This window comes from Mesoterricola sp. JemC181, from assembly GCF_055384585.1.
The window spans coordinates 4,467,079-4,492,320 of record NZ_AP045076.1; the positions used below are offsets into that span (position 1 = coordinate 4,467,079).

Consider the following 25,242-nt stretch of genomic DNA (forward strand, 5'->3'; position numbering starts at 1 on the left):
CTAGGTGGGATGATCAACCATCTGTTCACAGCGAATATGGGATGGCCAAAATGACACTGGTAGAAGAGATTATCAGTTGGTCGGATGGTTTGCATGATTGGCAGAGGGATGCCCTTCGCCGGCTGTTCCTCCAGGAAACACTTACGGCAAATGATATTGACGATTTAATTGCCATGGTAAAGGAGGCTTACGGGGGTGGACCTTCCGCGCCGGTGAGACCTGACCTTTTGACTCAAGCACATGTGCCCGGCGCTGGAAGCGGAGCAACTGTGCAACTTGCTGAGATTGCAAATTTCAAGCACGTGAATGGATTCCCCACCAGTCGGCAACCGGTCAAATTTGAGTCTTCCGGATTGACAGTTCTATTTGGGGAAAACGGGGCTGGGAAGTCCGGCTATGCCAGGATCTTAAAGAATGCTTGCCGGGCGCGAAGCAGGGAAGACGTGAAACCTGATGCATTTGGACCAACCACCAGCGGTCCGCGGGTACCTTCCGCTGAGATATCGGTACTTGTGGATGGCAACTCCCAGCGAGTGCAGTGGACCCAGGGAGGGCCATCCAACCCCAACCTAAGCATGATCTCGGTCTACGATGCCGCCTGCGCGAGGCACTACGTTGAAAAGGAAGGATCCCCAGCCTTTTTACCGTATGGCTTAGGGCAGCTCAATCGCTTGGCCGCCGCCCAGAAAGAAATGCAACGCCGGATTGCTGCTGAGCGCGATGCGATTGTGTTGAATGCGAGGGTCTTCGAGCCTCTCAAGGGCGCGACCGCAGTAGGGGCAATGATCAGCACTCTTGGACCAGACACTGTCCTAAGCGCATTGCGCGCTCTGGGGACCCTAACTGCTGAGGACACGGCCCGAATCAAGGAGTTGGACCAACTACTCCAGGAGTTGAATCCTGAACCAAAGGCAAAATCTCTCGACAGACTTGCTGAACGCCTGACTTTGGCCACTGATCGCTCACAGAAGGCCCAGCGATTTGTCAGTGACGCAGCGCTTGCCAAGGGAAAGGCATTGTACGAAGCAGAGCAGGCAGCCAAGGTTGCCTATGAAATCGCTCAGCAGCAATTGCATGGCGCAGATCAGCCGGAGCAGCCCGATACGCTTCTGCCCGGCACTGGCAATGCCATCTGGAAAGCCCTCTATGATGCTGCTGAAAAATTCTCGGGCACCCATGCATACGCCGATCATCCGTTTCCCAATACCGAGGAGGGTGCGAAGTGCGTGTTATGCCAGATGGAATTGGCGCCGGACGCGCGGCGGCGGATGCAACGGTTTGCTGAATTTGTTGCAGGTCAGGCAGCCAACAATGCAACCGTCGCCGAAGAAGCCTTGCGGAAGGCCCTTTCAACAATTGCAGAAGCGGACTTTGCGCCATTAGATTTGCCGACCATGACGGAGTTGCAGTCCTTTGACCCAGAGATGTACTCAGACATAGCCGCCGCCACGACCGCTTGGATCGCACGCCGGCAATGGCTGCAAGATGCAATCAAGAACAAGGTTTGGACTTCACCCATCCCCCTCTTGCCGCACGGTGATGCCTTGGATGCTAGGCTGCAAGCCAAGGTGCAAAAATTACGGCTGAGCGCAACGGCTCTTCGTCAATCCATAACTCCGGCCACCCGCGCTCCATTGGAAGCCGAATTGCGGGAGATGAAGGCCCGCCAATCATTGGCCGGACTATTGCCACAAGCCTCCCAGTTCGTGGCCGATAGTGTCCGCAAACGAGAGCTCGATCGGTGCTATGCATCCTTAAACCCCCAGGGCGTTTCCACCAAGATGACAGCCTTGGCCAAGGCGCACGTGACGTCTGCGCTGGCTGCAGCCATGAACAAAGAGCTTACAGATCTAGAGTATCGTCGCCGTGTTCATCCAGAACTGACAGGCCGTACCGATCAAGGCAATACCTTCGTCGCCCTACGAATCAAAGATTCCGCGCTGGATGCCCACCTGGTTCTTTCTGAGGGCGAGCAACGTGCCCTAGCCCTGGCGTTATTCCTCGCCGAGGTGCGCTCTCTTCCTCACCAATCGGCCGTAATTTTTGATGACCCCTCGACATCCCTTGATCACCGTTACCGACGAAACATGGCGAAGAGCCTCGTAGCCCTGGCAGCAGAGCGACAGGTATTGGTCTTCACCCACGACGCGGTGTTCCTCACCGAAATTGATCATGCCTTGCGTAAGGCCAATCAGAAAGCTCACTACAAGTCTGTCGGATGGGATGCAGCACCGGGAAAGGTCCTTGACGGCCTCACCTGGGAAACAATGAATTGCAAGATGCGCCTGGAAGAGATCGAAAAACTGGCCAAGGCCATCAAGGAAAGTTCCGGTGACTATATGGGCGAGGAGAATGCCAAGCGGGTTGCCGAGGTATACGGCAAGTTGCGCGGCACAATTGAACGCGCCGTCCGGGAAGAATTCATGAACAACACAGTTCAACCGTTCAGCAATGTTGTGTCAGTGGATTCCTTCGGGGCTGTAATTGGCCATCCACAAGAGGAGTGGGATGCGGTCATGGACGTATACGATCGCGCCTGTGAAGCCACTGAAGCGCACGATACACCCGCCGAACACCAGCTACCAATACCGGAACCGGAGCACTTGCTCAGGGATATCAAGACCGTTTGCGAACAGGTCGCGAAAGCCAAAACGCGAAGGAGCGCCTTCGAGAGCGAGCGCAGTATGCGCAATGCTCAAAGAAAGAAACCATTTCTTGTGGGATGAAGTGGACTCCCTGTGATCCGCCCAGAATCGACGCCGGGGCCGTGACTCGATCTCTACCTGGCATCCCGCGTAGCAAGAACATCCAGAGGTGCAACATTCCCGGGCGAAAAAATCCCTTGGTCTGGGGTTAGCCGCCGCACCGCCTCCGCCTTGGCCGTCTTGCACAGGTGACCGTAATGCTTCTCCACCTGCCGGGTGTTGGCATGGCCAAGTTGCTGCGCGACGAAAACCAGGGGCACGCCCGCGTTGACCAGCATCGAGGCGTAGGTGTGGCGAAGTTCGTGGAAAACCATGCGCGAGATCTTGGCCGCATCACAGACCGTCCGCATCGTCCGGGTCATCTCAGGACGGGTCCACTCCCCAGTGTTTCGCTTGTCCTTCCGGTCGTATTCTGAGCGCCGGAACAACGGTGCACTCGGCTCCAGCCCGGCAGTCACCTCCCGGAAAAAAGGGTTCTTCACGGATTTGAGGGGTGGCGCCGACCCACACTCACTTTAGCTTGGTGCTGACGAGGAGGCCAGGTCCGGTCGATAGGGGCCGTTCTGAGCCCGTCATCCAGGTAAGTTGAAACGAAAAGCTTATCGCCGAGGCGCCGAGGGGCCGAGGTTCGCCGAGAAAAGATCTTCTTTTTATTCCTCGGCGATCCTCGGCTCCTCGGCGCCTCGGCGATAGGCCCTTCGATCGAGATTGCCGGATTCATCGGGTAACAGGTCGGCAGCAGTGGACTTCAGGCATCTTGGAGTTGTCGAGAAACCAGGATGAGAGGAGGCCACTGCTGCCTACCAAGGAGCTTATTGCCCGTTTGGGCGGATGGAAAGGGCATCGCGTCGGAACCGTGGAAAGGTTCGAACCGGGGGAGAAGGGTACCCGCGCCCAGGTCTGGATCGAGTTGCTCGGCTTCGGTGTCCACCCTCGGACCTGCAGCGGCTGCCAGCGCAAGGTTTCAGCGGTGCACGACTGGTCCCAGCGAGAGATCCGGGACCTGCCCGTGTTCGACGCGGATACCGTGTTGGTGGTCTGGCGTGCCCGGGTGGCCTGCCCTGCCTGCGGACCCAAGCTGGAGGCCCTGGACTGGCTGGAACCCTATGCACGGGTCACCAACCGCATGGCCGAGAGTGTGGCCCACATGTGCAAGGTCATGCCCATCAAGCGGGTTGCCGAGCATTATGGCCTCCACTGGGGCACAGTGAAGGACATCGACAAGGCCTATCTGGAGCGCACGCTGGAGCCAGCCAGACCAGGCAAGGTCCGGCTGCTCATGATGGACGAGTTCGCCCTCCATAAGGGGCAGAGCTACGCCACGGTGTCCGTCGATACCGAAACCCGCCAAGTGCTTTGGGTGGGCAAAGGCCGGGGCAAGGCGGATATCAGGCCCTTCTTCGAATGGCTCGGCAAGCGGCGGTGCCGCAAGATCGCGGCGGTGGCCATGGACATGTCCCCCACTTTCGAAGCGGAAGTCCGCCAACACTGCCCCAATGCCGAGATCGTCCTGGACCAGTTCCATGTCCTGGCCAATTTCGGAAAGCAGGTGCTCGACCGAATCCGGGTCAACGAGGCCAATCGGTGCCGGGACGACAAGGCCGCCCGGGAACTCATCAAGGGGGCCAAGTGGCTCCTGCTGGACAACTGGGAGAACCTGCCCAACCGGGAGAGCAAGACCAGGCTCAACGCGCTCCTGGAGGCGAACCAAGCCCTCATGACGGCCTACGTCATGAAGGACGCCCTTAAGGCCCTGTGGGGCTTTAAGCGAGAGGGTTGGGCCCGGAAGGCCTGGGAGAACTGGCTGGCCATGGCCACCTCAAGCGGCCTGCCGCCTTTGGTACGTTTTGCGAAAAACCTGGCCAAGCGGATCGAGGACATCCTCTCGCACTGCCGGTGGCACCTGAACACCAGCATCCTGGAGGGGATCAACAACAAGATCAAGGTCCTGAAGCGGATCGCCTATGGGTACCGGGATGAGGCCTACTTCTTCCTCAAGATCCGTGCGGCCTTCCCCGGAAATCCGTGAAGAACCGAAAAAAGCTTGGCCTTCCGTTGTCAGGGTCACATGCCGGGATTTCCGATTCTTCGAGAACTCGATGAAGACTGATCCGTTCTCCGGGTCAAAGTCCTGGGCCACTAGGCGGGTCAGCTCCGCCTCCCTGGCCCCGGTGAACAGGCCGGCCTGGACAAGTCGGCGGAAGTCCGCAGGGCAGACGTTGACCAGGCGCACCTGCTCCGCCACGTTCAGGAAGTGGATCCGGGCCACCTGGGTGCCCCTGAAGGCCCGGACGCTGGCCCAGCCAGCATCCGTTGGCACATGCTGCTCCTGGTAGGCCAGGTTCAAGGCGGCCCGCAGGTTGTTCCACATACGGTTGGCGGTGCTCTTCCTGGACCGCTTCTGCTCGGGTGTGACAGGCACGCCCCTCGGTTTGCCCCGTCGGCGCAAGCCAGATTCCGCCACCAGCTTCATCCAGTCCTCGATTCGTTTGCGAGTCAGATGTTCCACTGAATCCTGGCCAAGGTAGGGCAGAACGTGGGCCTCGAAGTCCTTGCGCACCCGGTCCACGGTTTTCATGCCGTGGCGGTCCCGGTCGTCCAGGTAGTCCTCCACCGCATGGGCAACCGTGTAGACACCGGTGCGGACCCGTTCCCCGGTCGCCTGGAAGAATGCCGTCTTGAACCATTCCCGGGCCGCGTCCTGGGCCTGCTTCCAGTCCAGGACCATCTTCCCGTCGGCGTCAGAGACATCATCCGCAGCGCCGAGCGCCCTCTTGGCCCGGGCCGGGTTGGCGGCAGGGTTGTAGTAGCGGGCGATCCAGGTTCCTCCATTGGCGCCCTTGGCGTAGCCGAGGGCCCTGCCCTTCTCCAGGACAAGCCAGTAGGGCTCCTTTCGCGGCGCAAGTTTCGCCCTGTCCGTCCTCGTCCCCAGGTCTCCACTGCTCTTGGACCGCGTCATGCCCACCCCCGGACATCATCGGGCAAATTTCGGGCAAATGCATGGATGAAAACCCTGGATCAAGATGGTCAAAGATGCCGTCAAAAATCTACAAGTCCAATGTTTTCAAAGTGCCCATGAGTGCATGTTACTCAAATCCGTACAGTGAAACGCCCCGAGGCGGGGGCGTTTCGTGTGGGATAGTTTGGCGGGGTTGATTAGGTGGGAAGTGTTTTGCGGGAGTCCCCGATCGTGGGGGGCTGGTCAGATTGAAGGGACAAATGGTGGCGGGAAGCTCCTTGGTTCCTGGAGCGGCAAGCCGGTCCGGGAGGAACACCTCACGGACAGCTTACGCCTTTCCGGGCGGGGACGCAATCCTGACCGCCTTTGTCGATTAAATTCAGTTCCGGCCGTAGACGTCTTCCAGGCGCTCGATGTCGTCCTCGTCGAAGGTGCCGAGGCTGATCTCCAGGACCCGCACGGGGCTGGTGCGGGCGGCTTCGCAGCTGAGGCGGTGGATGCTGCCGGCGGGGAGCCAGATCTGGGTGCCCTTGTCGGGGGTGAGGACCTTGCCGTCCAGTTCCACGACGACGCCGGCGTCCAGGGCGACCCACAGCTCGTTGCGCAGGCGGTGGCGCTGGAGGCTGAGCTTGGCGCCGGGGCTGCAGGTGAGGATCTTGACGGTGCAGGGGGTGTTCAGGACGAACTGGTCGAAGCTGCCCCAGGGTTTGTCGACGTGGAGGGTGGCGGGTTTCTGGGTCATGGGGGGTCCTCTAGAGGAGATCGGTGCGGCCCAGGGAGGCCAGGCGCTCGACGATGGTCTTCACATCCTGGGCGCGGTCCTTGCGGCAGAGGAGGAGGGCGTCGGGTTCGTCCACGACGATCAGGTTCTCCAGGCCGGAGCCCGCGATGAGGCGCTTGCCTCCGAAGATGGCGCAGTTGTTGGATTCAAGGAGGATGACATCACCCTGGACGACGTTGCCGGAGGCGTCGGCCTCGTGGAACTCCACGACGGCGGGCCAGGAGCCCACGTCGGACCAGCGGAAGCGGGCGGGGACGACGGCCACGCGATCGGACTTCTCCATGAGGGCGTAGTCGATGGAGAGCTTGGGGAGGCGGCCGTAGGCCGCGGCGAGCCTGGCGGCGTCGGCGCCGGCGGCCATCCACTCGTCGAGGGGGGCGAGGATCTCGGGGCAGTGGCGGGTCAGTTCGGCGCGCAGGTCCTGGAGGGTCCACACGAACATGCCGGCGTTCCAGAAGTGGTGGCCGGATTCCAGGTACTCCACCGCCTTCTCGTAGGAGGGCTTCTCGCGGAAGGCCGAGGCGCCCAGGACCTTGCCCTTGCCCTCGGTCTCGATGTAGCCGTAGCCGGTCTCGGGATAGGTGGGGCGGATGCCGAAGACCACCAGGTCCCGCTTGCGGGAGGCGTGGTCCACGGCGGTGTCGATGTCCTCCAGGAACTTGTCCTGGTCCCCGATCCAGGAGTCGGCGGAGAGGACCACCATGACGCCGTCGGGGGTGCGGCTCTCGATGATGGCCAGGGCCAGGGCCAGACAGGGCGCGGTGTTGCGGCCCTCGGGCTCCACAAGGACGTTGCCGGGCGGGAGCTGGGGCAGCATGCGGCGGGTCTCGGCGGCCAGTTCCTCGGTGGTGACGATGTAGATGTCCTCGGGGAGGAAGGAGGGGGTCATGCGGCTGACGGTGGCGTTGAGGAGGGTCTCCTCCCCCACCATGGCCAGGAACTGCTTGGGGCGGGCGCCCCGGGACCGGGGCCAGAAGCGCGTGCCGCGGCCGCCGGCCATGATGACCGCGACCTTGCGCGGGCCGTTCTTGGGCTTTGTCATGGATGGTTCCTCTGGATGGGCGCTACCGGGCCAGGATGCCTGCCAGCGCGGCCAATTCCTTGGGGGGATTGGGTTTGGGATCTCGGATGCGGGAGAAGGGGTTGATGACCAGTTCCCCGTGCTGCGAACCAAGATAGAAGGAAGTCTCGCCCGCGGCGAGCCGTTTCACGGCCTCGGCGCCCCACATGCTGCCCCAGATGCGGTCCAGGGCCGTCGGGCTGCCGCCCCGCTGGATGTGGCCCAGCACCACGACCCGCAGGTCGAGGTTGTACTCGGCCTGGAGGCGCTCGCTGATCTTGTAGGCGCCGCCGGTGAAGTCGCCCTCGGCGACCACCACGATGCTGGAGCGCTTCCCGCGCTGCCAGCCGGCCTTGAGCTGGGAAACCAGGGCATCGTAGCCCTGGTTGTCCGATTCCGGGTAGAGGACGGCCTCGGCGCCGCAGGCGATGGCGGTGTTGACCGCGATCATTCCCGAGCTGCGGCCCATGACCTCCACCAGGAAGATGCGCTCGTGGGCGCTGGCGGTGTCGCGGATCCGGTCGATGGCCTGGACCGCCGTGTTGAGGGCGGTGTCGAAGCCCAGGGTCCGGTCGGTGCCGGGCAGGTCGTTGTCGATGGTGCCGGGAATCCCGGCGCAGGGGATGTTGTGCTCCCGGTTGAGGAGCTCGGCGCCGGTGAAGCTGCCGTCGCCGCCGATGACCACGAGGCCGTCCACGCCGGCGTCCCGGAGGTCCTGGGCGGCCTTGGCGCGCACGGCGGGCAGGTGCCAGGCCTCGCACCGGGCGGTGTTGAGGATGGTGCCGCCGCGCTGGAGGATATTGGCGCAGTTGCGGGAGGTCAAAGGCCGCCAGTCCTGCTCCACGAGCCCCTGGAAGCCCCGCCAGATTCCGTAGACGTTGATGTTCAGGGAATCAGCCGTTCGAACGACCGCACGGATGGCGGCATTCATGCCGGGAGCGTCCCCACCAGAAGTAAGTACAGCTATTCTCAACCCTTCACCTTCCTGCTCGATTTGCGGCCACCTTTGGCCGGGAGTTTTTTCGTCTTGGAGGATTTGGAGGATTTTGAGGACTTGGCGGACCGGGAGGCGCGGCGGGTCTTGCCGGCCTTGGCGCCCCGGGTGTCCTTGAGATGGGTCTCGGGCGGGGGGAGGGGGGGGGGTTCCACGATGCCGCGAGGGACCGGCGGCAGGTCGCCCTCACCGACGCCCTGGGCCTGGGCCCGCTCCGCGCGGGCCTTCAGGACGGGATCCGGAGGGGGGGGCTGGGCACCCAGGATGAAGCAGCCGAGGAAGAGAACAATCAATTTTCGGGATCGAACCATTCGCCTGACTCCGGGGCCGTCCCCTCCACGATAACCCAGGAGGGTCCCACGGCGAAATCACCCCTGCTTGCCTGCCCGCAGCTTCGAGAAGAATTCGGCGATGATGGCGTCGGCCTCGGGCTTGACGATGTCGGCCTCCTGGGCCTTGCGGTCCAGGATGTCCCGCCCGGCCGACGCGGAGAAGATCGTCTCCTGGGCCATGGGCTGGAGGTTCTTCAGGATGTACTCAGAGACGTCGATGAGGCGGTGGCCCACCTTCTCCAGCTTCTGGCGGACGATGTCCTGGTACTGGAACAGGTCGTAGACGCCCTGGATGTTGTACGTTCCGTTGTCGGCGTGGAGGGCGATGCTCTCCATCTTCTCGATGAGGTTGGTCAGGTCGTCCGAGGGGGGCACCAGGCGGGTGAGGATCTCCTGGCAGTCCTTGGCCAGCACCTGGATCTCCTCGAAGCTGTTCTGGACGACTTCCATCTGGGAGATCACGCGTTCAGCCCCGCCCTCCTGCTCGTGGGCGATCTGGATGAGCTGGTCGGGGATGGCCGGGGTCCGGGGTTGGCTGGACGCGTTCGGATCTGTCATGTATGCCCCATGCGATGAACTATATTGACCCATCTAGATATCGTCCACCACTGTTACCACCGTTAGAATCCCTATCGCGGAATTTCCGTCCCGGCGCGATACACTCCCCTAGGGCAACCTGAGCCGCCCCGATGCCGGAGTCAACATGTCAACTATTCCCGATTCCCAGCCCACTGGAGGTTCCGTCCTCGCAAGCTGCCTCGTGCCCTTCCCGGCTTCGGAAAAAATCTATGTGCCCGGCTCCCGGCCCGACCTGCGGGTGCCCCTGCGCCGCATCAGCCTCCACCCCACCCGGGACTTCGACGGCACCCTGACGCCCAACGCCCCCCTGGACCTCTACGACACCACGGGCCCCTACACCGACCCCCAGGGCGGGGTTGACCTGGCCCGCGGGCTCAAGCCCCTTCGCCTGGCCTGGATCCAGGAGCGCGGGGACGTGGAGGAGCTGCCCGGCGCCACCAGCCTCTACCGCAAGCTGCGGGAACGGGATCCGGAGCTGGACCGCATCCGCTTCCACGCCGAGCGCCAGCCCATGCGGGCCCGGGCCGGCCGGAACGTCTCCCAGATGCACTACGCCCGCCAGGGCATCATCACCCCCGAGATGGAGTTCATCGCCATCCGGGAGAACATGGGCCGCGAGGCCGCCGGCATCAAGAGCCACATCACGCCCGAGTTCGTGCGCAGCGAAGTGGCCCGGGGACGCGCCGTGATCCCCTGCAACATCAACCACCCCGAGACCGAGCCCATGATCATCGGGCGCAGCTTCCTGGTGAAGATCAACGCCAACATCGGCAACTCCGCCGTGGCCTCCACCATCGAGGAGGAGGTGGAGAAGATGGCCTGGTCCATCCGCTGGGGCGCCGACACCGTCATGGACCTGTCCACGGGCGACAACATCCACGAGACCCGGGAGTGGATCCTCCGCAACTCCCCCGTGCCCATCGGCACGGTGCCCATCTACCAGGCCCTGGAGAAGGTCAACGGCAAGGCCGAGGACCTCACCTGGGAGATCTTCCGGGACACCCTCATCGAGCAGGCCGAGCAGGGCGTGGACTACTTCACCATCCACGCCGGCGTGCGCCTGCGCTACGTGCCCATGACCGCCAAGCGCATGACGGGCATCGTCAGCCGGGGCGGCTCGATCCTGGCCAAGTGGTGCCTGGCGCACCACCAGGAGAACTTCCTCTACACGCACTTCGAGGACATCTGCGAGATCATGGCGGCCTACGACGTGGCCTTCTCCCTTGGGGACGGGCTGCGCCCGGGCTCCACGGCCGACGCCAACGACGAGGCCCAGTTCGCCGAGCTGGACACCCTCGGGGAGCTCACGAAGATCGCCTGGAAGCATGACGTCCAGGTCATCATCGAGGGCCCCGGCCACGTGCCCATGCACCTCATCAAGGAGAACATGGACCGCCAGCTGGAGGTCTGCGGCGAGGCGCCCTTCTATACCCTGGGCCCGCTCACCACCGACGTGGCCCCCGGCTACGACCACATCACCTCGGCCATCGGCGCGGCCATGATCGGGTGGTACGGCACGGCCATGCTCTGCTACGTGACCCCCAAGGAGCACCTGGGCCTGCCCAACAAGAAGGACGTGAAGGACGGGGTCATCGCCTACAAGATCGCCGCCCACGCCGCCGACCTGGCCAAGGGGCACCCCGGCGCCCGCCTCTGGGACGACGCCATGAGCAAGGCGCGGTTCGAGTTCCGCTGGGAGGACCAGTTCAACCTGGCCATGGACCCGGACACCGCCCGGGAGTTCCACGACGAGACCCTGCCGGCCGAGGGGGCCAAGGTGGCCCACTTCTGCTCCATGTGCGGCCCCCACTTCTGTTCCATGAAGATCACCCAGGACGTGCGGGAGTACGCCAAGACCCACGGCCTCGCCGAGGAGGAGGCCCTGGCCGCCGGCATGGAGGAGAAGAGCAAGGAATTCGAGGCCACGGGTGCGGAGATCTACCACCAGGCGTAGTAATCTTTTCCGGTGGAACCCAACCGACCCGACCCCGACGCCCTGCTCAAGACCGTCCAAGAAGAGGAAGCCCGGAAATCGCGGGCCCGGCTGAAGATCTTCTTCGGCATGGCCCCCGGCGTGGGCAAGACCTTCGCCATGCTGCAGGATGCCCAGCTCCGGATGATGGAGGGCGTGGAGGTGGTGGCGGGCGTGGTGGAGACCCACGGCCGGGCCGAGACCATGGCCCTCACCGCCGGCCTGGAGTTCCTGCCCAAGCGCCAGCTGCCCTACCGCGGCGTCCAGATGGAGGAATTCGACGTGGAGGCGGCCCTCAGGCGCCGCCCCGCGCTGATCCTCATGGACGAGCTGGCCCACACCAACGTGCAGGGCTCCCTTCACGTCAAGCGCTGGCAGGACGTGTTCGACCTCCTGGAGGCGGGCATCGACGTGTACTCCACCGTCAACGTCCAGCACCTGGAGAGCCTCAAGGACACCGTGGCCCAGATCACCGGGGTCATCGTGAGGGAGAGCATCCCCGACACGATCCTCAACCGCGCCGACCAGATCGAGCTGGTGGACATCCCCCCGGAGGAGCTCCTGGAGCGCCTGAAGGAGGGCAAGGTCTACGTGCCCGACCAGGCCCAGTACGCCTCCGAGCGGTTCTTCCGCAAGGGGAACCTCCTGGCCCTGCGCGAGCTGGCCCTGCGCCGCACCGCCCAGCACGTGGACGCGGACATGCGCCGCTACATGGAGGCCCAGGGCCTCAAGGGCAGGACCTGGGCCGCCGGCGAGCGCATCCTCGTGTGCATCAACTCGAAGCCGCGCTCCGCGAGCCTGATCCGCGCCGGGAGGCGCCTGGCCGAGTCCATGGGCGCCCCGTGGATCGCGCTGTACGTGGAGACCGGCAAGCACATCCGCTACTCCGACGAGGAGCGGGCCCACCTCGAGGACCACCTGCGCCTCGCCGAGCGCCTCGGGGCCGAGACCTCCGTGATCCAGGGGGACCTTTCCACGGGCGAGGACATCCTGGCCTTCGCCCTGGCCCACAACGTCACCCGCATCATCCTGGGCAAGCCCACCCGCTCGCGCCTGCCGGCCTTCATCGCGGGCTCCCTGGTGGACGACCTGGTGCGGCTCACCAGCACCATCGAGATCCACGTCATCCCCGGGGAGATCCCCGACACCGCCAGGCGCCGGCGCAAGGCGCTTCCCGCAGGCGCGGGGCCGGCCCCGGCCCACTTCATCTGGGGCGCGGTCATGGTGGCCGTCATCACCGGCGCGTGTCTCCTCGTGGGCCGCCGCTTCGAACTGGCCGACCACGTCATGCTCTACATGCTGGGCATCCTGCTGGTGGCCACGCGCTTCGGGCGGCTGCCGTCGCTCGTGGCCGCGGGCCTCAGCGTCCTTTCCCTGGATTTCTTCTTCGTGCCGCCCATCCGGTCCTTCGCGGTGGGCGACCTCAAGCACATCGCCACGTTCGCCGTGATGCTGCTGGTGGGAGCCGTCATCGGCAACCTCACGGAGCGCATCCGCGCGCAGATGCGCCTGGCGCGCACCCGCGAGCAGCGCCTGCGCGCCCTGTTCCGCCTGAGCCGCGAGCTGACCCGCACCTTCGGCTCGCAGGCCATGATGGACGTCTCCATCCGGATCCTGGCCGACCACTTCCAGAGCAGCATCTCCATCTCGCTGCCGGGCCCCGGGGGGCGGCTCGTGGCCCACCGGGACGCCAAGGCCCCGCCCATGGGCGAGGACGAGCTGGGCGTGGCCCAGTGGGTCTACGACCACCACGAGGCCGCGGGCCTGGGCACCGACACCCTGCCCGGCGCCCATGCGCTGTACCTGCCCCTCAAGGGCTCCCACGGCCTCATCGGCGTCCTGGGCATCCAGCCCTTGGCCGCGGCCGGCGCCGAGAGCATGGAACCCGATCAGCGCCACCTCATGGAGGCCTTCGCGAACCACACCGCCCTGGCCCTGGAGCGCACCATCCTTTCCGAGAAGAACCTGGACACCCAGCGCCGCATGGACCGGGAGCAGGTGCGCAGCGCCCTCCTGTCCTCGGTGTCCCACGACCTGAGCATGCCCCTGGCCGGCATCACCTCCGCCGCCCGCGCCCTCCTGGAGAGCGACGCGGATCTCACCCCCGAGGCCCGCCACCAGCTGGCCGCCGTCATCCACGACGAGGGCCACCAGCTGAGCCGCCTGGTCACCAACCTCCTGGACGCCACCCGCCTGGAATCGGGCGTCGAGCTCAAGAAGGAATGGATGGCCGTCCCGGAGCTGGTGGAGACCGCCCTCGCCCGCCTCAAGCCCCTCATGCCCGACCGCACGGTGAACCTGGAACTGCCCGCCAACCTTCCCCGGTTCCAGGCCGACCCCGTGCTCATGGAGCAGGTGCTGATCAACCTCCTGGAGAACGCCCACCGCTACTCCCCCCCCGGCCAGCCCGTCGAGATCAAGTCCTGGGCCACCGACCGGGCCCTGACGATCTGCGTTTCCGACCATGGCCCCGGCATCCCCGAGGAGCAGGAGGAACGGATCTTCGAGAAGCTGGTGCGCTTCCAGCAGGGCGAATCGAGGCTGGGCGCCGGCCTGGGCCTGGCCATCTGCAAGGGCGTCATGGACGCCCATGGCGGGAAGATCCAGGCCAGCAACCGGCCTCAGGGCGGGGCGAGCTTCAGGATCAGCCTGCCGCTGGAAGGGAAGGCACCGGCCCGGGCCTCCGAGGAGTGAGCAGGGAGCCGGTCAGCGCAACCGGATGCCCCCGGTTACGAAGCCGGACGCCTCGGCTTCCGGACGACGAGGTTGCAGCCCTTGACCCGGAGGTCCTCTTCCGTCAGCCCCCGGAATTCGCGGCAGCGGTGCCGGGCGGCCTCGGGACAGGTCTCGAACAGTTCGACGCGGTCCTTGATGATCTCGAACCCGGCGGCCCTGAACCCGCCGACCAGTTCGGAATGGCGGAGGCGGTTGGTGTAGAACCCTGAACGGGCGAACCAGTTCCGCTCCCAGAGTCCGGAACCGATGCGCAGGTTGTTCAGGGTGCCCCCCAGCATGTCCCGGAAGTCCACCCGGTGGGAGCCCACGCCGCCCGGGCGGGTGATGCGGAACAGCTCCCTAAGGTAGGCCGGCACCTCGGCGCGCCGGACATGCTGAAGCACGGTGTGGGAAATCACCAGGTCGAACGTGTCCCCGGCCTGGCCGCAAAGGCAGGGCAGGCCTTCGGTCTGGTACCGGACCCTGGATCGGGCCACCTCGGGAGGCAGGGTCACTCCGCACAGGGCCAGGGCTTCGGGCGTGAGGTAGGCCGCGGGCTCGAACAGCCGCTGGACGTCCACCAGGCAGATCGTCTCGAACCCCGCAGCCAGCGCATTGCCGATGGTGAAGCCGCCTTCCCCCGGTCCCAGTTCCAGGAACGCCTTTGTGGGCGCCCCCTGGCAGTGGACGAGGGCGCCGGCGTGGCTGTCCCAGACCCGGCGGGCATAGGCCGGGTCTTCCATCCGCCCATGTTCGAACAACCCGAGGGCCTTCCAGTGGCGATGCGCAATGGGCACACGGCCCAGAGCCACCTTGATGGCGATCCTCAGCCACCAGGGCAAGCCGATCTGGGCGGCGAGCGTTCGAATCTTCATGGACATAATGTCCGTTTGTGCCACCGGCAGCCCTCATCATGGCGATCAACCCACCGGGCCACAAGCCCTCTTTCGTGCGCCTTCCCCGCCCCTGCCGGGCCAAGGCGACCTTGATATGCACGCTCGTCCTCTTGTCCCCCAGCTACTTCAGTGGCCGCTGCGGGGAGGGCCTCTGCCCCCCTCGGGTTCCTGAAGGCCCCGGCGTCCTGGTTTTTCCGGGGAGGAACCGTGGGAAGGCCCCGCCTCCCGGCCCTGCTCTGCGCAAATTTCTCCTACGCAGGCTTGGGTTGCCTTCGGTCCCTACCTCGCCAGCGTGATCTTGATATCCCCTCCCGGCCCCTGGTCCCCCGGCTTGTTCTGGGGGCGGTTCGGGTCGAGCCGCGGGGCCTGGGGGGCCAGGGGCGCGCCGCCGGCCTCCCGGCCCAGGCCGGAGCTGATGGACATGCCCTTGTCCATGTTGGACCGGGACATCTCGGCGGTGGAGGCGATGCCCTCCAGGCGGAGCTTGAACTCGCCCACGTTGGTGGCGCGCTTCAGGGCCTCCTCGACGGTGATGAGGCCTTCCTGGAGGAGGAAGTAGAGGCTTTGGTCGAAGGTCTGCATGCCGTACTGGGACGTGCCCTGGGCGATGACGTCCTTGAGGCCCTTGGTCTTGTCCTTGTCCTCGATGCAGGCCTTGACGGTCTCGGTGGCGATGAGGACCTCCACGGCGGGCACCCGGCCCTGGCCGTCGGCCCGGGGGACGAGGCGCTGGGAGATGACCGCCTTGAGGACCTGGCTCAGCTGGATGCGGATCTGCTTCTGGTGGTGGGGGGGGAACACGGAGATGACGCGGTTGATGGTCTCGGAGGCGTCCAGGGTGTGGAGGGTGGAGAACACCAGGTGGCCGGTCTCGGCGGCGTGGATGGCGGTCTCGATGGTCTCGTAGTCGCGCATCTCGCCCACGAGGATGACGTCGGGGTCCTGGCGGAGGGCGGCCCGCAGGGCGGTGGCGAAGCTCTTGCAGTCGGCCTCCACCTCGCGCTGGTTGATGATGGAGAGGTTGTCCCGGTGGAGATACTCGATGGGGTCCTCGATGGTGAGGATGTGCTCGCTCCGGGTGGCGTTGATCAGGTCGATCATGGCGGCCAGGGTGGTGGACTTGCCCGAGCCGGTGGTGCCGGTGACCAGGACCAGCCCGCGCTGCTCCTCGCAGATCTTGTTCAGGGCCCGGGGCAGCATCAGGTCCTCGATGGAGAAGATGCGCCGGGGGATGACGCGCAGGACCATGCCCACGGTGCCCCGCTGGTTGAAGATGTTGCACCGGAACCGGCCCAGGGCGGGGACCGAGTACGCGAGATCGATATCCATGTTTTCTTTGAACTTAGCCTTCTGGCGGTCCGTGGCCATGATGGAGTAGGCCATGGCGATGGTGTCCTCCTGGACCAGCTTCTTGAACTGGGTCAGGGGGGTCAGGCGGCCCTTCACCCGGGCGATGGGGTAGTTGCCGACCTTCAGATGCAGGTCGGACCCTCCCAGGTCGACGATTGTGGTGAGCAATTCATTGATATGCATGACCCGCTCCGCGACTTTTTCCTTGAATCCATGGAAGGTTTCCGCACCATCTTAAGCCTTCCGGGCAATTCCGGGATGGGTGAAATGCCTTTTGTCTGTTAAAATCGAAGGTTCTGCCGGGACCGCACCCGGCTGCCAGATCTTTCCAAGGACCCGAATGACCGCCATCGAGAAGATCCGCAACATCGCCATCATCGCCCACGTCGATCATGGCAAGACCACCCTGGTGGACGCCATGTTCAAGGGCGCCCACATGTTCCGGGACAACCAGAGGGTCCAGGAACGGGCCATGGACAGCAACGACCAGGAACGGGAACGCGGCATCACCATCCTCGCGAAGACCACGGCCATGCACTGGGGCGGCTACCGCTTCAACATCGTCGACACCCCCGGCCACGCCGACTTCGGCGGCGAGGTGGAGCGCGTGCTGAGCATGGTGGACTCGGTCCTCCTGGTGGTGGACGCCTTCGACGGCCCCATGCCCCAGACCAAGTTCGTCACCCGCAAGGCGCTGGCCCTGGGCCTGCGGCCCATCGTGGTCATCAACAAGGTGGACCGCCCCGGCGCGCGCCCCCTGTGGAGCCAGGACGCGGTGTTCGAGCTCCTCATCGAGCTGGGCGCCACCGAGGAGCAGCTGGACTTCTGCTGCGTGTTCGCCAGCGCCAAGCAGGGCTACGCGATGATGGACATCAACGATCCCGCCGACAGCCTCGATCCGCTGTTCGACGCCATCGTCAAGCACTGCCCGGCCCCCAAGGGCGACCCCGAGGCGCCCCTGCAGATGCTGGTCACCCTCATGGACTACAACGACTTCGTCGGACAGATCGGCATCGGCCGCATCGTCAACGGCCGGATCAAGGTGGGCGAGCAGGTCGCGCTCATCAAGCGTGACGGCACCATCCAGAGCCAGAAGGTCTCCATGCTCTACGGCTTCGAGGGCCTGACCCGCGTGAACCTCACCGAGGCCTCCTCGGGCGAGATCATCGCCCTGGCCGGCATCCCCGACATCCGGGTGGGCGAGACCATCGCCAGCCTGGAGAGCCCCCAGGCCCTGGAGTACGTGGACATCGACGAGCCCACCATCTCCATGATGTTCGTCGTGAACAACGGCCCCTTCGCGGGCCAGGACGGCAAGCACACCCAGAGCCGCCGCATCCGCGAGCGCCTGACCAAGGAGCTCCAGCACAACGTCGCCCTGCGGGTGGAGGACTCCGAGAGCCCCGACAGCTTCAAGGTCTCCGGCCGCGGCGAGCTGCACCTGGCCGTGCTCATCGAGACCATGCGCCGCGAGGGCTTCGAGCTCTGCGTGAGCCGCCCCGAAGTGATCCTGCACACCGACCCCGTCACCGGCGAGAAGCTGGAGCCCTACGAGGACATCACCATCGACGTGCCCGAGGAGTTCATGGGCGTGGTCATGGAGAAGCTGGGCTCCCGCAAGGCCGAGATGCAGGACATGGCCAACGAGATGGGCCGCATCCGCCTGCACTTCAAGATCCCCAGCCGCGGCCTCATCGGCTACCGCTCTGAGTTCATGACCGACACCCGCGGGGAAGGCATCATCCACAGCCTCTTCAGCCACTACGGTCCCTACAAGGGCGAACTGCCCCGGCGCAAGAACGGCGTGCTCATCTCCATGGACCAGACCGAGGCCGTGGGCTTCGCGCTCATGAGCCTGGAGGACCGCGGCGTCATGTTCGTGCACCCCGGCTTCAAGTGCTACGAGGGCATGATCGTCGGCGAGCACGCCCGCGAGAACGACCTGGTGGTCAATATCGGCAAGGTCAAGAAGCTCAGCAACATGCGTTCCTCCGGCGCCGACGAGGCCACCCGCATCACCCCGCCCCGGGACCACACCCTGGAGCAGGCCCTGGAGTACATCGAGAACGACGAGCTGGTGGAGGTCACCCCCAACTTCGTCCGCATGCGCAAGCGCATCCTCTCGGAGAACGACCGCAAGAAGGCCGACCGCAAGTCCAACAACTAGAATTGACCGAGGCGGGCCGGGTCCTGGGACCCGGCCCGCCCGCGTACGCCGATACCGGAAAACGATCAATGGCATAGCCAAAAGGTATTGGACAGGGTCCCCCACACCCGCCAATGCTATAGGCTCCGCCTGAATCCGACCGTGGCGCAGGATGCCTCCAGGAGGATTCCCTCCGTTTCCCGCCTCGCGCCCCGCGGGGCAGCCCCCTTCCCGAGGACTGCGCCATGCTCGATTTCCGGAACCTCCCCGTCAAACGAAAGATCCAGCTCGTGGTCGCCACCTTCAGCTTCGTGCTCCTTGCGACCCTGGGGCTGGCCATCAAGGACGTGTGGGCCGCCCAGACCCGGTGCGAGCAGATCTACCACGACCAGCTCCTGCCCGTGGGCGACCTCACCACCGTGCGCACCGCCACCCTGCGGGCCCTGGTCCTGGCCAACAACCACCTGCGGGCCTCCACCCCCGCCGAGAAGGCGGCCATCGAAGCCGACATGGACAAGATGGACGAGAACCTCTCGGCGGCCTGGGAACGCTACAAGGCCTCCCTGACGACCGAGGTCGCCATGAAGGTGGGACCCCAGTACCACGCCCTCCTCCTCGAGCAGATGCGGGTCCGGCGGGACCTGGTCCTGCCCGCCTCGCGCAAGGGGGATGCGGAAGGGGGGCGGCGGATCCTCCGGGACCTGATCGACCCCCTCGACCGCCAGATGGGACCGCTGGGGGCCGCCCTGGTGAAGGACAACGCCCGCCGGGCCTCGGAGGCCCTGGAGAACGGCCGGGCCCAGTTCCGCCGCGGGACGACCCTGGGCATCAGCTTCGCCTCGCTGGGCATCCTCGCGGGGGCCCTCCTGGGCTGGGTCCTGGTCAAGCAGGTGAATGATCCCCTCGTCGCCTTCGGCAAGCTCCTGGGCACGGTGGCCGAAGGCGACCTCACCGCCCGCGCGAAACTGGACCGGAAGGACGAGTTCGGCGAAATGGGCGCGCGCCTGAACGCGATGGTGGACCGCCTCCATGCGGTTCTCACCGACGTTCGCGGCGGCGTGGAGGGCGTGGCCAGCGGCGCCATCCAGCTCTCGGCCTCCGCGGACCAGATGGCCACGACGTCCCAGGACATCGCCAAGGCCTCGGAGAACCTGCGCCAGGGCAGCGAGTCCATGTCGGCCTCCGTGAACGAATTGTCCTACTCCATCGACGCGATGAACGCCGGGGCCCAGTCCTCCCTGAAGCTGCTGGACGAGGCCCTGCGGGCCACGGACCGGGGCCAGGCGGCGGGCTCCAGCACCCATGCGGCCATGGGCGAGATCGCCGGCACGGCCGGCCAGATCTCGACGGCGGTCGGCGTCATCCAGGAGATCGCCAACCAGACCAACCTGCTGTCCCTCAACGCCGCCATCGAGGCCGCCAAGGCCGGCACCCACGGCAAGGGGTTCTCCGTGGTGGCCGAGGAGGTGCGCAAGCTTGCCGAGCGCAGCGGCTCCTCCGCCAAGGAAGTGAGCGCCCTCATCTCCGCGGCCCGGGAGGCCGTGACCAAGGGCGAGGCCACGGTGGGCACCACGGTGGAGACCCTGGAGGCCATCCGCCGGACCCTGAGCGATTTCGCCGACCAGACCCGCTCCGTGGCGGCGGCCACCGTGGAACAGGCCACCGCCGGCGCCGACGTGTCCCGGCAGGTGGACGCCAGCTCCCAGCAGGCCATCGCGGTGGCTTCCGCGGTGACCCAGATGTCGGCCTCCAATGCGGAGGTGGCCCGCACGGCCCAGGAACTGACGAGGCTGTCGGAGGACCTTCAGTCGAAGGTCCGCCATTTCACCCTTTAAGAGCCTGTCCTCGGGACAGGCTAGGGAACGATCCGGGTGCCCGTCTCGCCGCGCAGGGCCTGGGCGAGGTGGGCGGGGTCGGTGATGAGGGCCTCCTTGCCGCCCCCCTCGATGAAGGCCACCACGGCCTGGATCTTGGGCAGCATGCTGCCGGGCTTGAAGTGGCCCTCGGTGATGTACTGCCGGGCCTCGGCCAGGGTCATCTTCGCCAGGGCCCGCTGGGTGGGCTTGCCGAAGTCCAGGCACACCTGCTCCACGGCGGTGGAGATGATGAGCAGTTCGGCGCCCAGCTGCTGGGCCATGAGGCTGGAGGCCAGGTCCTTGTCGATGACGGCGGCGGCGCCGGTGAGGCGGCCTTCGGCGTCCTCCACCACGGGGATGCCCCCGCCGCCCCCGGCCACGACCACGAAGCCGGCGTCCAGGAGGCTCTTGATGGCCTCCAGCTCAAGGATGACCTTGGGCTTGGGCGAGGCCACCACGCGGCGGAAGCCCCGGCCGGCATCCTCCACCAGGTCCCAGCCGTCCTTGGCCCGGTGCTCGTCGGCCTGGGCGGCGCTCATGAAGGAGCCGATGGGCTTGTTGGGCTTGGCGAAGGCGGGGTCGGCGCGGTCCACCAGCACCTGGGTGACCACCGTGGCGGGGGTGCGGGTCACGCCCCGGCGCTTGAACTCGTTGCGCATGGCCCGCTGCAGGTGGTAGCCCAGGGCGCCCTGGGTGTCGGCCACGCAGGAATCCAGGGGCACCATGTGCAGTTCCTGGGCGGCCAGTTCGGAGCGGCGCAGGATGAATCCCACCTGGGGGCCGTTGCCGTGGGTCACCACCAGGCGGAGGTCCTCCGCCTTGAGCATGGACGCGATATGGACGCAGGTCTCGGCGGCGGCCTCGTACTGGTCGGCCACGGACTGGTGGGAATCGTCCGCGATGAGGGAATTGCCCCCGATGGCGATGACTACGGTCCTGGTCATGGTGTTCCTCCGGTTGGATGAAAAATTTTACCTTTCATGGTAAATTTTTTTCAATCGATTTTTTTGACCTCCTGGTCAATTATCGATCAAAGGATCATCGAGTGATGTCGGGCACATTGGGGGCCCCGATTTCCCCGTGAGCTTGGCCGTTGGTGCATATTTAACGAATCCCGGAGATAGCCATGTCCCTTTCCACCTCTTCCATGGTCCACGACGAAACTTCCATGGGTGAATGGCACCTGCTGCACCTGTCGGCCATGACGAAGATGTCCGAGCTGGCCGCGGCCCTGCTGGCCCAGGACTGGGCCCAGGTGGACCGCGCCTGCCGGTGGGTCTACGAGGTGCTGCGCCCCCACAACGAGGCCGAGGAGCGCGAGCTGCTGCCGCTCCTGGACGAGCTGGGCGCCGAGGCGCTCATGGACCAGCTCATCGGGGACCACCGGGAGATGTGGGACCTCACCCTCCTCCTGCTGGCGGCCAACGCCGGGGGGGTGGTGAAGGAGCCGGGCATCTACCAGGAGCAGGCACGTAGGCTCATGGACCTGATCCGCCAGCACATCGACACCGAGGAGCACGTCATGCTGCCGCTGCTCAAGGGGAAGTCGCTGTACATGGGCGACGAGGTGAACGCCGACGGCTACCTGATCCTGGAGAAGCGCCTCCTGGCCCCCGAGACCTGGAGTTTCATCGTCCAGGCCCCCATGGTGGCCCGGGGCCGCAAGCCCGGCCAGTTCCTCATGGTGGCCCCCTTCGAGAAGAGCGAGCGCATCCCCCTGACCCTGGCCGACGGCGACGCCCGCAAGGGCTGGATCCGCTTCGTCATGGTCGAGGTGGGCGCCACCACCAAGGCCATGGGCAAGCTCAGCCAGGGCGACAAGCTCTTCGCGGTGGCCGGTCCCATGGGCAAGCCCACGGAGCTGGTGGAGGAGGGCACCGTGGTGCTGGTGGCCGGCGGCTACGGCAGCGCGGCCATCCTCCCCGCGGCCCAGGCCCTCAAGGCCCGGGGCCAGCGGGTGATCACCGTGCTGGGAGGCCGCTCCCGTGAGCGCGTGCTCCTGGCGGAGGAGCTGGGCGCCGCGTCCGACGAGCTCATCATCACCACCGACGACGGCACCCTGGGCCGCCAGGGCATCGTCACGCAGCCCCTGGCCGAGATCCTGGAGCGCGAACCCGTGGCCGAGGTGGTGGCCGTGGGCCCCATGCCCATGATGCAGGCGGTCTCCGAGGCCACCCGGGAGCGCGGCATCTTCACGCTGGTGAGCCTCAACGCCCTCATGGTCGACGGCACGGGCATGTGCGGCGGCTGCCGGGTGTCGGTGGGCGGCGAGATGAAGTTCGCGTGCTTCGACGGCCCCGACTTCGACGGCCACAAGGTCGACTTCAACATGCTCCGCATGCGCCAGAACTGGTACAAGGAGGACGAGACCGCGGCCCAGGACCACGTGTGCAACCTGGGCATGTCCAGCCACCCGGTGACGGACGCGGACATGCCCTTCATCGCGCCGGTGGCCGACCTGGACTGGCAGAACCTGGACCTGCCCTCCCTCAAGCCCGCCCAGCGCATGAAGATCCCCCGCCAGGTGGCGGCCTGCCAGGATCCGGCCATCCGCGTGGGCAACTTCTCGGAAGTGACCCTGGCGCTGAACGCCGAGCAGGCCCGGCTGGAGGCCGCGCGCTGCCTGGACTGCAAGGTGCCCAAGTGCATCGAGGGGTGCCCGGTCAACATCGACATCCCGGCCTTCGTCAAGCGCATCGAGGCCGGCGATCCCCTGGGCGCCGCCCGCATCCTCAAGCAGTCCTCGAGCCTGCCCGCCGTGTGCGGCCGGGTGTGCCCGCAGGAGAAGCAGTGCGAGGCCAAGTGCGTGGTGGGCATCAAGGGCGAGGCCGTGGGCATCGGGCGCCTGGAGCGCTTCGCCGCCGACGCGCTGCTGGCCGCCGAGCCCGAGACGCCGCCCATGGCGCCGGCCACGGGCCGCAAGGTGGCCGTGGTGGGCGCGGGCCCCGCGGGCCTCACCGTCGCCGGCGAGCTGGCCGGGAAGGGCCACGACGTCACGGTCTACGACGCCCTGCACCGCCCCGGAGGCGTGCTGCTCTACGGCATTCCCGAGTTCCGCCTGCCCAACGCCATCGTGGAGAAGGAAGTGGACACGCTGCGCCGCATGGGCGTGAAGTTCGTCCTGAACACCCTGGTGGGCCGCTCCATGACCCTGGCCGAGCTCCGGTCCGAAAACGACGCCGTGTTCATGGGCACCGGCGCGGGCCTGCCCGGCATGCTGGGGATCCCGGGCGAGGACTTCAAGGGCATCTACACCGCCAACGAGTTCCTCACCCGCATCAACCTAATGCGCGCCGACCTCTTCCCCGAATCCGGCACGCCGGTGACGGTCGGCAGGCACGTGGTCATCGTGGGCTGCGGCAACACCGCCATGGACGCCTCCCGCGCCGCGCGGCGCCTGGGCCCCGAATCGGTCTCGATCGTCTACCGCCGCACCATCAAGGAATCCACCGCCCGCAAGGAGGAGCTGGAGCACACCGAGGAGGAGGGCGTCCACTTCCACTTCCTCACCAACCCCCTGCGCTGCATCGGCAACGACAAGGGCTGGATCACCCACATCGAGTGCGCCGTCATGGAGCTCACCGAACCCGGCCCCGACGGCCGCCGCGGCGTGCGCGCCACCGCCGAGACCGTGACCCTGCCCTGCGACACCCTGGTGGTGGCCCTGGGCTTCTCCGTGAATCCGCTGATCGCCCAGACCGAGGACCGCCTCAAGACCCTCAAGGGCGGCGTGGTGCGGGTGGACGAGGCCACCGGGGAGACCACGGTGCCGGGCGTCTTCGCCGGCGGCGACGTCATCACGGGCGGGGCGACGGTGATCCTGGCCATGGGACAGGGAAGGCGGGCCGCGGAAGCGATGCACAAGCAGCTGATGGGAATCTAGAGGCCGTGGACGCGATCCCCAGCCGGGGCCGCCGACGATAGCCTTCCTGCCGACGCGTGCCAGGGCTCCTGAAACCCCTTGTATATTATCTTTTTTCATCCCCGGCAAATTAAACGCTGAATTTGCCAGGGATGAACGGGGATGGGAAAGGATAAAAAAGATCCTTGTCTGCTCAGCCCCGGGCGTACCGCTGCAGTTTCTGGATGTCCAGGATCCTCACGACCGGGAACGTGCTCTGGATGAGCCCCAGGTCGGCCAGCAGCCGCAGCGCCCTGCTGAAGGCCTCCCGGCTCGCGCCGATGCACTGGGCCAGGTCCTCCTGGGTCTCCTTGAATTCCACGAGGGCCCGGCCGGGGTTGCGGCCCTGGTATTCCAGGATCAGCTGGCCCACCCGCTCGGGGACGCTGTGGAGGCTGAGGGTCTCCACCAGGCTGATGAGGTGGCGGACCTTGCCGGCGAAGTGCTGGATCATGCACATGGCCACGGCGTTGTTCTTGGTGGCCATGATGCGCAGGGCGCCGGCGGGCACCAGCCAGCACTCGGTGTCCCCGTGGGCCTCGGCGCCGCTGGCGGCCACGCCGCCGTCGAACACCTGGACCTCGCCCACGCAGGTGCCGGGCTGGAGGATGTCGATGACCTGGATCTTGCCGCGGCCGTCGGTGCGGAACACCTTCAGGGCGCCCTGCACCACCACGAAGACGCCGGGCATGGCCTCACCCTGGGTGAAGACGGGGCTGCCGTTGGGATACCGCCGCAGCTCGCTGACGGTGGCCAACTCCTCGGCTTCCGCCGCAGGCAGTCCTGCCAGGTAGTCGATGCGTCTCAGATTCACGATGGCCTGCCCCATGAGCACCCCAATTGCACAGTGATTTGTATCACACAACGAGGGCGACCGTGAATCTCTGTGCGGGTCTATAGCAGACCACCCGGTAGGAAATTGGACTTTTCCGCACGCGCAATCTTCCCAACCTTTGGGAACGGGGAAGGCCGGCGGGAATCAAACCCTTGCACGGA

The 25,242-nt window shown here is 65.8% G+C and carries 17 protein-coding genes; 7 read left to right on the plus strand and 10 right to left on the minus strand.

Annotated elements, in window-relative coordinates; genetic code table 11:
* Window positions 1-50 precede the first annotated feature (50 nt).
* Complete coding sequence (locus tag ACZ5MC_RS19595) at window positions 51-2,726, plus strand: AAA family ATPase (RefSeq protein WP_464516573.1); 2,676 nt, start codon at window positions 51-53, stop codon at window positions 2,724-2,726.
* Between the two features lie 53 nt (window positions 2,727-2,779).
* On the opposite strand, the gene ACZ5MC_RS19600 is transcribed toward ACZ5MC_RS19595, so the two are convergent.
* Window positions 2,780-3,067 (minus strand): tyrosine-type recombinase/integrase, encoded by a 288-nt coding sequence (locus ACZ5MC_RS19600; protein ID WP_464516574.1) that lies wholly within the window; start codon window positions 3,065-3,067, stop codon window positions 2,780-2,782.
* Between the two features lie 434 nt (window positions 3,068-3,501).
* On the opposite strand from ACZ5MC_RS19600, the gene ACZ5MC_RS19605 reads away from it, so the two are divergent.
* Entirely contained in the window at window positions 3,502-4,734 is a 1,233-nt protein-coding gene (locus ACZ5MC_RS19605) for an ISL3 family transposase (RefSeq protein WP_464517794.1), read from the plus strand.
* A gap of 1,309 nt (window positions 4,735-6,043) precedes the next feature.
* Here ACZ5MC_RS19605 and ACZ5MC_RS19610 read toward each other — a convergent pair.
* From ACZ5MC_RS19610 to ACZ5MC_RS19630, 5 genes are read right to left on the minus strand one after another with little or no spacing between them, the layout of a single operon-like run.
* Window positions 6,044-6,406, minus strand: a complete 363-nt coding sequence (locus ACZ5MC_RS19610; protein ID WP_464516575.1) for a phosphomannose isomerase type II C-terminal cupin domain — start codon at window positions 6,404-6,406, stop codon at window positions 6,044-6,046.
* 10 nt (window positions 6,407-6,416) lie between these two features.
* A complete protein-coding gene (locus ACZ5MC_RS19615) occupies window positions 6,417-7,487 on the minus strand; it encodes a mannose-1-phosphate guanylyltransferase (RefSeq protein ID WP_464516576.1) in 1,071 nt (356 codons plus the stop codon).
* 22 nt (window positions 7,488-7,509) lie between these two features.
* A complete protein-coding gene (gene pfkA, locus ACZ5MC_RS19620; RefSeq protein ID WP_306602181.1) occupies window positions 7,510-8,478 on the minus strand; it encodes a 6-phosphofructokinase in 969 nt (322 codons plus the stop codon).
* Complete coding sequence (locus tag ACZ5MC_RS19625; protein WP_306602182.1) at window positions 8,475-8,810, minus strand: hypothetical protein; 336 nt, start codon at window positions 8,808-8,810, stop codon at window positions 8,475-8,477. The genes pfkA and ACZ5MC_RS19625 overlap by 4 nt, the downstream gene beginning before the upstream one ends.
* A gap of 57 nt (window positions 8,811-8,867) precedes the next feature.
* A complete protein-coding gene (locus ACZ5MC_RS19630) occupies window positions 8,868-9,389 on the minus strand; it encodes a hypothetical protein (protein WP_306602183.1) in 522 nt (173 codons plus the stop codon).
* Window positions 9,390-9,534: 145 nt separating this feature from the next.
* Between ACZ5MC_RS19630 and thiC the strand changes: the two genes are divergently transcribed.
* Entirely contained in the window at window positions 9,535-11,364 is a 1,830-nt protein-coding gene (thiC, locus tag ACZ5MC_RS19635) for a phosphomethylpyrimidine synthase ThiC (RefSeq protein ID WP_306602184.1), read from the plus strand.
* Window positions 11,365-11,376: 12 nt separating this feature from the next.
* Complete coding sequence (locus ACZ5MC_RS19640) at window positions 11,377-14,076, plus strand: DUF4118 domain-containing protein (protein ID WP_464516577.1); 2,700 nt, start codon at window positions 11,377-11,379, stop codon at window positions 14,074-14,076.
* Between the two features lie 35 nt (window positions 14,077-14,111).
* Here the strand turns inward: ACZ5MC_RS19640 and ACZ5MC_RS19645 are convergent, their stop codons facing one another.
* Together ACZ5MC_RS19645 and ACZ5MC_RS19650 are read right to left on the minus strand one after the other, a co-directional pair.
* A complete protein-coding gene (locus ACZ5MC_RS19645) occupies window positions 14,112-14,972 on the minus strand; it encodes a class I SAM-dependent methyltransferase (protein ID WP_464516578.1) in 861 nt (286 codons plus the stop codon).
* A gap of 300 nt (window positions 14,973-15,272) precedes the next feature.
* Complete coding sequence (locus tag ACZ5MC_RS19650) at window positions 15,273-16,526, minus strand: type IV pilus twitching motility protein PilT (protein WP_306602187.1); 1,254 nt, start codon at window positions 16,524-16,526, stop codon at window positions 15,273-15,275.
* 157 nt (window positions 16,527-16,683) lie between these two features.
* On the opposite strand from ACZ5MC_RS19650, the gene typA reads away from it, so the two are divergent.
* Window positions 16,684-18,510: a translational GTPase TypA gene (typA, locus tag ACZ5MC_RS19655; protein WP_306602188.1), complete on the plus strand. Its 1,827-nt coding sequence runs from the start codon at window positions 16,684-16,686 to the stop codon at window positions 18,508-18,510.
* 224 nt (window positions 18,511-18,734) lie between these two features.
* Window positions 18,735-20,324: a methyl-accepting chemotaxis protein gene (locus tag ACZ5MC_RS19660; RefSeq protein WP_464516579.1), complete on the plus strand. Its 1,590-nt coding sequence runs from the start codon at window positions 18,735-18,737 to the stop codon at window positions 20,322-20,324.
* Between the two features lie 20 nt (window positions 20,325-20,344).
* Here the strand turns inward: ACZ5MC_RS19660 and ACZ5MC_RS19665 are convergent, their stop codons facing one another.
* Entirely contained in the window at window positions 20,345-21,289 is a 945-nt protein-coding gene (locus tag ACZ5MC_RS19665) for a carbamate kinase (protein ID WP_306602190.1), read from the minus strand.
* Between the two features lie 182 nt (window positions 21,290-21,471).
* Here ACZ5MC_RS19665 and gltA point away from each other — a divergent pair, with 182 nt between their 5' ends.
* On the plus strand, window positions 21,472-24,228 hold the full coding sequence (gene gltA, locus ACZ5MC_RS19670; RefSeq protein ID WP_306602191.1) for an NADPH-dependent glutamate synthase: 2,757 nt from the start codon (window positions 21,472-21,474) through the stop codon (window positions 24,226-24,228).
* 172 nt (window positions 24,229-24,400) lie between these two features.
* Here the strand turns inward: gltA and ACZ5MC_RS19675 are convergent, their stop codons facing one another.
* Window positions 24,401-25,060 carry a Crp/Fnr family transcriptional regulator gene (locus ACZ5MC_RS19675; protein WP_306602192.1) on the minus strand — a complete coding sequence of 220 codons (660 nt, stop codon included), beginning with the start codon at window positions 25,058-25,060 and terminating at the stop codon, window positions 24,401-24,403.
* Window positions 25,061-25,242: the final 182 nt, after the last annotated feature.